The sequence below is a fragment of the Tateyamaria sp. genome (assembly GCF_059783535.1).
Map to the genome: position 1 here is coordinate 5,712 of NZ_JBYNDP010000104.1, position 7,604 is coordinate 13,315.

6 protein-coding genes are annotated in these 7,604 nt (G+C 59.9%); 4 read left to right on the plus strand and 2 right to left on the minus strand.

Features of this window, described 5'->3' with window-relative positions; translation table 11 throughout:
* The coding region (locus AC6RA8_RS16880) for an ATP synthase beta subunit C-terminal domain-containing protein (RefSeq protein WP_500354177.1) at window positions 1-768 on the plus strand (768 nt) is incomplete at its 5' end.
* 64 nt (window positions 769-832) lie between these two features.
* Entirely contained in the window at window positions 833-3,220 is a 2,388-nt protein-coding gene (locus AC6RA8_RS16885; RefSeq protein WP_500354179.1) for a DUF3141 domain-containing protein, read from the plus strand.
* A 45-nt stretch (window positions 3,221-3,265) separates the two neighbouring features.
* Here the strand turns inward: AC6RA8_RS16885 and AC6RA8_RS16890 are convergent, their stop codons facing one another.
* Both AC6RA8_RS16890 and AC6RA8_RS16895 read right to left on the minus strand, forming a co-directional pair.
* Entirely contained in the window at window positions 3,266-4,138 is an 873-nt protein-coding gene (locus AC6RA8_RS16890) for a CobW family GTP-binding protein (protein WP_500354181.1), read from the minus strand.
* Window positions 4,131-5,768, minus strand: coding sequence for an amidohydrolase (locus tag AC6RA8_RS16895; protein ID WP_500354183.1), 1,638 nt, complete (start codon window positions 5,766-5,768; stop codon window positions 4,131-4,133). Before AC6RA8_RS16895 ends, AC6RA8_RS16890 begins: the two co-directional genes overlap by 8 nt.
* 107 nt (window positions 5,769-5,875) lie before the next feature.
* Between AC6RA8_RS16895 and AC6RA8_RS16900 the strand changes: the two genes are divergently transcribed.
* Both AC6RA8_RS16900 and AC6RA8_RS16905 read left to right on the plus strand, forming a co-directional pair.
* Window positions 5,876-6,808, plus strand: coding sequence for a LysR family transcriptional regulator (locus tag AC6RA8_RS16900; protein ID WP_500354185.1), 933 nt, complete (start codon window positions 5,876-5,878; stop codon window positions 6,806-6,808).
* Between the two features lie 116 nt (window positions 6,809-6,924).
* Window positions 6,925-7,604: ABC transporter substrate-binding protein (locus tag AC6RA8_RS16905; protein WP_500354187.1), on the plus strand; the 680-nt coding region annotated here is incomplete at its 3' end.

The following is a 7,604-nucleotide window of genomic DNA, read 5'->3' on the forward strand; positions in this document are numbered from 1 at the left end:
GATGTGCTGCTGATCGCCGACAGTACCTCTCGCTGGGCGCAGGCGATGCGCGAAACCAGCGGGCGGCTGGAGGAGATCCCGGGGGAGGAGGGATTTCCGGCTTACCTCGAAAGCTCGATCAAGGGGCTGTACGAACGGGCTGGTGTAATCGAGGCGGCGGATGGGACCACGGGCAGCCTGACGATGATTGGCACCGTGTCACCGGCGGGCGGCAACTTTGATGAGCCGGTGACTCAGGCGACCTTGTCGACGGTGAAGTGTTTCCTCGGCCTGTCGTCCGAGCGCGCCTACAAACGTTTCTATCCGGCGGTCGATCCGCTGCTGTCGTGGTCGCGCTATCTGGACCAGATGGCGGACTGGTACGACCGCCATATCGAACCGGGATGGACGGGCAGGGTGAAGGCGCTGCAGGCCCTGTTGGAGCAAGGCGAGCAGATCAGCCAGATGATGAAGGTGACGGGTGAGGAGGGCGTGACCCTCGCGGACTATGTGACCTTCCAGAAGGCGCTGTTCGTCGACATGATCTTTCTTCAGCAGGACGCGTTTGACGCGGTGGACAGTTGTGCGCCACTGGACCGGCAGCAGCGCGTGTTTGTGCTGATGCAGCGGATCGTGGATGCCACGATGACGCTGGAAGACAAGGGTGCGATCCGCAGCTGGTTCACCGAGATCACCGGTCTTTTCAAGAACTTCCACTACGCGGCGGATGGCACGCCGGAATACAAGTCACTGCTGGCGCAGATCGAAGCAAAGATTGCGGAGCAGTGAGCCAAGGAACGTCCCTATCACCCACCCATGGCGGCCACTGCGCTGCCTGACACAGGAGTTGATCATGGAACTGAACAAGCAGGCCAACGTGTTTCAGATTGGGCCAGACCTAATCAAGGATGCGGAATTCGTGCGGGATAAAGCCGCCGATGCGTGGATGAGCAATGTCGATCAGGTGGGTTTGCAATCGAATATCCTGTCGCAGGTCGCCGCATTGCAGTCCAAGAAGATTGCCGATCATCACAGCGCGCGGACGCGCGCGCTGATGCAGCGTTTTGGTGCGATGGCGGGTCACGTGTTTGACAACCCGCAGGCGCAGATGGAGGCCTTTGCAGCCTATGCCCAAGATGCGGCCCAACGCGTGATCCTGACCCTGGATGCGCTGCGTGAACGCGGCGATGTCTTTCTGGAGCATGAAGCGGCAGGGTGCCCGCCGGTTTTGGATTATGACTATGATGTTGTTGTGGATGGGGCCGACCTGGATCGTCCATGCAATTATCAGCTTTTGCACATCAACCCGCCCGCCGGGGTCAAGGTTGATCAGACCAGCCGGCCCTATGTGATCATAGATCCGCGCGCCGGACACGGAGCTGGCATCGGAGGGTTCAAACCGGACAGCCAGGTGGGCGTCGCGTTGTCCAGGGGGCATCCGGTTTACTTCGTCAGTTTCAGGCGTGATCCCCTTCTGGGTCAGACCCTTGCCGATGTGATGCATGCCGAGGCGGGTTTCATGCGCACGGTGCGCGCACGCCATCCAGACAGCCCGCAGCCCGTTGTGATTGGAAATTGCCAGGGTGGGTGGGCTGCGCTGCTGATGGCGGCGTGCAACCCGGATCTGACGGGCCCGCTGGTTCTGAACGGCGCACCGGTTGCGCCGTGGGCCGGTGCGGTTGGCGACCACCCGATGCGGTACAATGGTGGTGTGCTGGGCGGTGCATGGCAGCCGATGTTCTGGTCCGATCTGGGTGCCGGTCAGTTCGATGGCGCCAACCTGGTGATGAACTTTGAGCTGCTGAACCCAAGCCGGAACCACTTTGGCAAGTATTTTGACCTCTACCGCGATCCCGAAGGCAGGCGTCAGCGTTTCCTGGATTTTGAGCGCTGGTGGGGTGGCTATTTCATTCTGAACGAAGCGGAAATCCTGTGGATCGTTGAGCAGCTGTTTGTCGGCAACCGGCTAGTCAAGAACACTGCCCAGCTTGAGCCGGGCAACCCGGTGGACATCAAGGCGATCAAGGCGCCCATCTTCGTCTTTGCAAGTCATGGCGACAACATCACACCGCCGCAGCAAGCGTTGAACTGGATCGCCGAAACCTATGCCGACACGCAGGAGATCAAGCTGCGCGGGCAGCGCATCATCTACATGCTGCACGACGAGGTTGGCCATTTGGGGATATTCGTGTCCTCAAGGGTCGCTCGGAAGGAGCATACGCACATGGCCTCGACCCTAGAAACCGTCGAAGCGATGGCGCCGGGCCTTTATGAGATGCAGATTGATGACATTGAGGGGGATGGTGTCGACAAGCAATTCAAGGTGCATTTCGTTGAGCGCAGTCTGGACGATGTTGCGGCCCTGGATGACGGGCAACATGACGAAACCAGCTTTGCCGCCGCGGCGCATATGTCCGAGGTACAGGCCGGTGTTTACGAGGTGGTGGGCCGCCCTGCGGTGCAGGCGTTTTCAACGCCGATGAGCGCGAAGGCCTTGCGCAATCTACATCCCTTGCGTATGGAGCGATCGCTGGCGTCCTCCAATGTCCCTGCGATGAAAGGCGTTGAGAGCCTTGCCGACAGGGTCCGCGAACAGCGCAAGCCCGCGATGCCGGGCAACCCGTATGTCCAGCTTGAACAGCTGACCGCCGAGTGGATCGAACAGGCGATGGATTTTGGTCGTGACCTGCGGGATGCATGGTACGAGGCGACATTCTATACTATGTGGGGTGGGCCTTGGGCGGCCTGGTTCGGGCGGAAACATGTGGCGCGTCGTACGCTGCCTGACCCGCTTTCCCTGCGCAAACTGCCGGAGGCCGAGGCGGCCCTGTCGCACATGGCCCAAGGTGGTCTGGGCGAAGCAATTGTGCGTATCCTGATCCTGCTGGCCGACAGTCACCAATCGTTCCGGGCGGACATGCTTGATCGGTGGGCATATGTTTTTGCCAACGAAGCTCCGTTTGACGCTCTGTCGGTCGATGAGCGCCGACGCATGATCCACGAGCAGACCATCATTGTCGCATTTGATCAGGATGGTGCGTTGGATACCCTTCCAAACTTGCTTCCGACGCCAAAGGATCGCATGCGCGCGGTCAATCTGGTGCGCCGCATCATTGTGTCGGTCGAAAACAGCTCGCCCGGGTTGGAGGCCATGGTGCGCGAGATATGCCAGACGCTTGATATTCCTGTGGTGGGAGACGTGAGCAAGGGTGTTGATCCGAGAATGTCCGAAAACGGGTGAGCCCCGCCGTGTCCGGCATCCATTGTCAGGCGCAGGTCAGGTGCTTCAAGACAGGCCGTTGGCGACTTTTTCTATGATCACAAGCCCGGGCTGTGCGGCTGTCTCCGCATCCGTCAGCACGAAGCGTTTGCCGACAACCTGCAGCGTGACCAGCGCGTTGTCAGGCTTCGCGACAAGGTGTCCTTTGGCCCGAACGACGTTTTCCTGGTCTGCAAGTGTTTGGGCAAATGCTTCGGCGTTGACCGGTTCCGACAGGAAGAGGGTGCGAGAGGTCAGTTCGATGTGATGCGGTCCACCATCCGAGGGGATCGCTTTGTCCAGCGTCGTATCTTGAGGAAGAAGCACCTGATGCAGAATGTCATTGCTGGTTTCGACCAGAGCGGCGCCGGGCGCGTATGTCTTCATTATGGTCCTGCTGTCTTCCATTTGCTGCGGGGTGGCCAGATCTGTCTTGGTCAGAACGGCAAGGTCAGCCGCGCCCAGCTGTCGGGTGATGGTGTCGGACACGTATGTATCGGCCAAATGGTCCGGCAGGCATTCGGTGTCGGCCAGAACGATGATGCCCAACACCTGGATGTCATTGCCGAACAATCCGACCGATGCAGCGATCTTGTCAGGCAGGGCGACGCCGGAAGTTTCCAGCAGCACGTGATCAGGCTTGGGGTCAAATGTGCGCATCTTGCCGAGCGCCAGCATGAGATCATCGCCATAGGAGCAGCAGACGCATCCGCCCGCCAGCGCGATCAGGTCGTCGTCCTGTGCTTCGATCAGGTCGGCGTCGATGGGCAGCGCACCGAATTCGTTGACCAGCACGGCAAGCCGTTGTCCGTTTGCGTTGCGCAGGATTTGGTTGATCAGGGTCGTTTTGCCGGCCCCCAGATAGCCGGCGATGATCGTCATGGGCAGGGTATCAGACATGGGCGGCTGCGAAGGGTTTGCCGCCAAGGACGGTGCCCCAAACCCGTGTGTCCTTCAGCCGATCGGTTCCCATCTCTGCCGGGTCGTCTTCGAGCACGGCGAAATCCGCGCGCTTCCCGGCTTCGATCGATCCGACCTCTCCATCCATATGGAGGGTATAGGCGGCGCCGATCGTGATGGCGTAAAGCGCCTGATCGAGCGTGATCTTTTCCGCTTCACCCAGTGTCCGGCCCGATGCGGTCTTGCGGTTCATGGCGCACCAGCCGGTGAACAGGGGTCCAAGCGGCGTAATGGGTGCATCCGAATGAATGCCAAAGGGCACGTCCAGCCGTGCGGCGGTGCCTGCAGCATTCATCCGTTCTGCCCGTTCGGGACCGACAGTCAGTTCATAATGCTGGTCCCCCCAATAGTGGTGGTGGTTGGCAAAGAGGTTCACGCACAGCCCCAGTTCCTTGATCTGGCGGAATTGTGCGGTGTCGGCCAGTTGGCAGTGTTGCAGGGTAAAGCGGTGGTCGGTTGATGGGGTTCTGCGCAGCGCTTTGCGCATGGTGTCGATGACCAGTTGCGTCGCCTCGTCCCCGTTGGTGTGGCAATGCACTTGTATGCCTTTGGCGAGCGCGTTTTCGAGGATGTATGCCAGTTGTTCCGGCGCGATGTACCATAGCCCGTTGGGCGCGCCATTATAGTAGCCGGGCGCGCGCAGGCGAGCGGAGAACCCCTGGATCGAACCGTCGACCACGATCTTGATCCGGCCCAGGCGCATCTTTTCAGTGCTTTGCGGGGCGAGTACTTCGACGTGTTTGATCAGATCTTCGGGGCTGACCCCATGGTGAAAGCGCAAGGGCACGATGCGGGCCGGGTAGGTTGCATTGCCCGTGACCTTTTTCATCATCGCGACGGCCTCGTCCGGCAAACGTGCCGCCAGATCGGTGGCCGTGGTGACACCTGCTCGGACGCAGAGCTTGCCAAAGCGCCACATGCCTTGTTCGTCGCAAGAGAGCATGTCGCGATCAAAGCCGACATGGATGGAGACAGGGCTCATGACGTCAGGGCCCTTCAACTCGCCTGTCGGCAGGCCGTCATTGCCCAGCGGCACGCCCTCGTGATTGATGCCGGGCCGCATGAGCCCGGCGAGTTCCAGCGCCTTGGAATTGACGTTCATGATGTGGCCCGAGGCGTGCATGATCCCGATGGGGCGGGTGGTCGAGATCGTATCGAGCTGTGCGCGGTCCACGCGCTGGTTGTCGAAATAGATCGGGTCGAGAGACCATCCGGGCAGGGGTGCGTCGGGGTCGTCCAGATTCGCCTCTGCCGCGGCCAGCTTTGACAGGACGGCGTCGAGGTTTTTGCACCCCGCCTGCATGTCCCCCTCGGGCGACATGCGGTCGAAGAAGCCCACATAGGTGTGGGACCAAAGCGCGCCTTCCTGCAGATGGCAGTGACCTTCGACGAGGCCGGGCATCAGCACCTTGTCGGCGAATTGGGTGTCGAGCTCGTAGTCTCCCCAACCTTCGAGTTCTTCCAGTGATCCGGCGCCAAGGATGATACCGTCACGTATGGCCACATGGGTTGCGTGCGGTTTTTGCGGGTTCATCGTCAGGATTTTGCGGGCGGAAAGAATTTTGATCACGTGTGGGGGCCTGGGGCTGAAAACGTCTGTCGTGCAAGGCTAGGCGGTTTTCTTTTTGCCAAAAACTGGATTTAATCGCCGCATAAACATCATTGAATGGGGGAATGATGGCGGGAAGCCTGACGCTGAAGCAAATGCGCTATGTCGAGGCGACAGGGCGGTTGGGGTCGATTGCGGCTGCCGCCGAAGCGCTGAGCATTTCGCAAAGTTCGATTACGGCAGCCATCGACGCGCTTGAGGCGGAGCTTGGGTTTGGCATCTTCACCCGTGTGCCGGCAAAGGGCATCCAGAAAACCCCCGGCGGTGCTGACACACTGAAATTGATCAGTCGCTTCCTGGCGGACTACAGGGATTTCGAGGCCGAGCTTTATGCGCTTGGCGGGTCTGTGACGGGCACGATCCGGCTGGCTTGTTTCGCGACGGCGGCGGCGACGTTCTTGCCGCCTGCGATCAAGCAGTTCCAGTCAGAGTTTCCGAACGTGCAGTTTGAGCTGGTCGAGGGGGACATGGACACTGTGGCCGAGTATCTGGACACCGGTGCCGCCGATATCGCCTTTACCTATGATGAAGTGATCGGAACCCATCATGACTTCGATCTGATGGTCGAGTTGCCGCATTATGCCATGGTCAACACGCAGGACCCGCTGGCTGCGCGCAAGTCGGTAAGCCTCGCCGATTTGCAGGACCAGCCGATGATCAATCTGCAATTACAGCGGTCGGGCACTTACTATTCGGACCTGTTTGCCGAAGCTGGGCTGACGGTGCGCGTGGCCCATGCCACGTCCTCGGTCGAAATGATCCGTACGCTGATTGCCTCAGGATTTGGCTTTTCGATCCTGAATGCCCGTCCTGTAAGCGCAGCGCTTGAGAGCCGGGGCATCACCGTTTTGCCCATCACTGATCCGATCCCGGCGCGCCGCTTTGGTCTGGTCACACAATCCCGAGTGACGCTGCCCTATCCCGTGCAGCGGTTTATCGAGTGCTGCCATGCACTTCGCGCCGATGGGGTGTTTGAAAACCTGGCTGTCCGTGCCGAATGAGCCATGCCGTTAGCACCATTTTTTAGCGTTTTCAGACATATTAAAACTATTTTTTCGAATGAGGGGCGGCGCCTAACCTTTTCCCAATAAAAAATGAGACCCCGGGAGAAGAACCTATGAAGATCGCCGCACTACGACACCTGGCCATTGCTGCGGGGGTTGCCGCCCTGCTGGGAACGACGGCCATGGCCGAAGAGCCGGTGCGCGGCGGGACCCTGATCACGACCCTTCCGCAAACGCCACGCCACCTGAACCCGGCTGTTCAATCAGGAATCGTGACCGGTGCGCCGGGGGCGCAACTTTTTGCGGCGCCGCTGCGCTATGACGAGGATTGGACGCCGCAGCCCTACCTTGCCGAAAGCTGGGCATGGTCGGATGACGGGTTGTCTATGACGCTGAACCTTGTGCAGGGTGCCACCTTCCATGACGGCGAGCCGATCACGTCGGAGGACGTCGCATTCTCGGTCGAGACGATCAAGGCGAACCACCCGTTCAAGACGATGTTCGGCGTGGTCGAGACCGTCGAGACGCCCGATGATCACACTGCGATCCTGAAGCTGTCGCAGCCGCACCCGGCATTGTTACTGGCGATGTCGTCGCAACTGATGCCGATCATTCCTAAGCATATCTATGGCGACGGTCAGGACCGGAAATCGCACCCGCGTAATGGGCAGGATGTGGTTGGCTCGGGCCCGTTCAAGTTCGTGGAGTTCACGGCGGACCAGCAGGTCATCCTGGAACGCAACGACGACTTCTTTATCGAAGGGCGTCCCTATCTGGACCGCATCGTCTATCG

Bases quoted from the DNA above. Each gene is read 5' to 3' on its own strand.
- AC6RA8_RS16885 (WP_500354179.1), top strand. From the start codon at position 833: ATGGAACTGAACAAGCAGGCCAACGTGTTTCAGATTGGGCCAGACCTA.
- AC6RA8_RS16890 (WP_500354181.1), bottom strand. From the start codon at position 4,138: ATGTCTGATACCCTGCCCATGACGATCATCGCCGGCTATCTGGGGGCC.
- AC6RA8_RS16900 (WP_500354185.1), top strand. From the start codon at position 5,876: ATGGCGGGAAGCCTGACGCTGAAGCAAATGCGCTATGTCGAGGCGACA.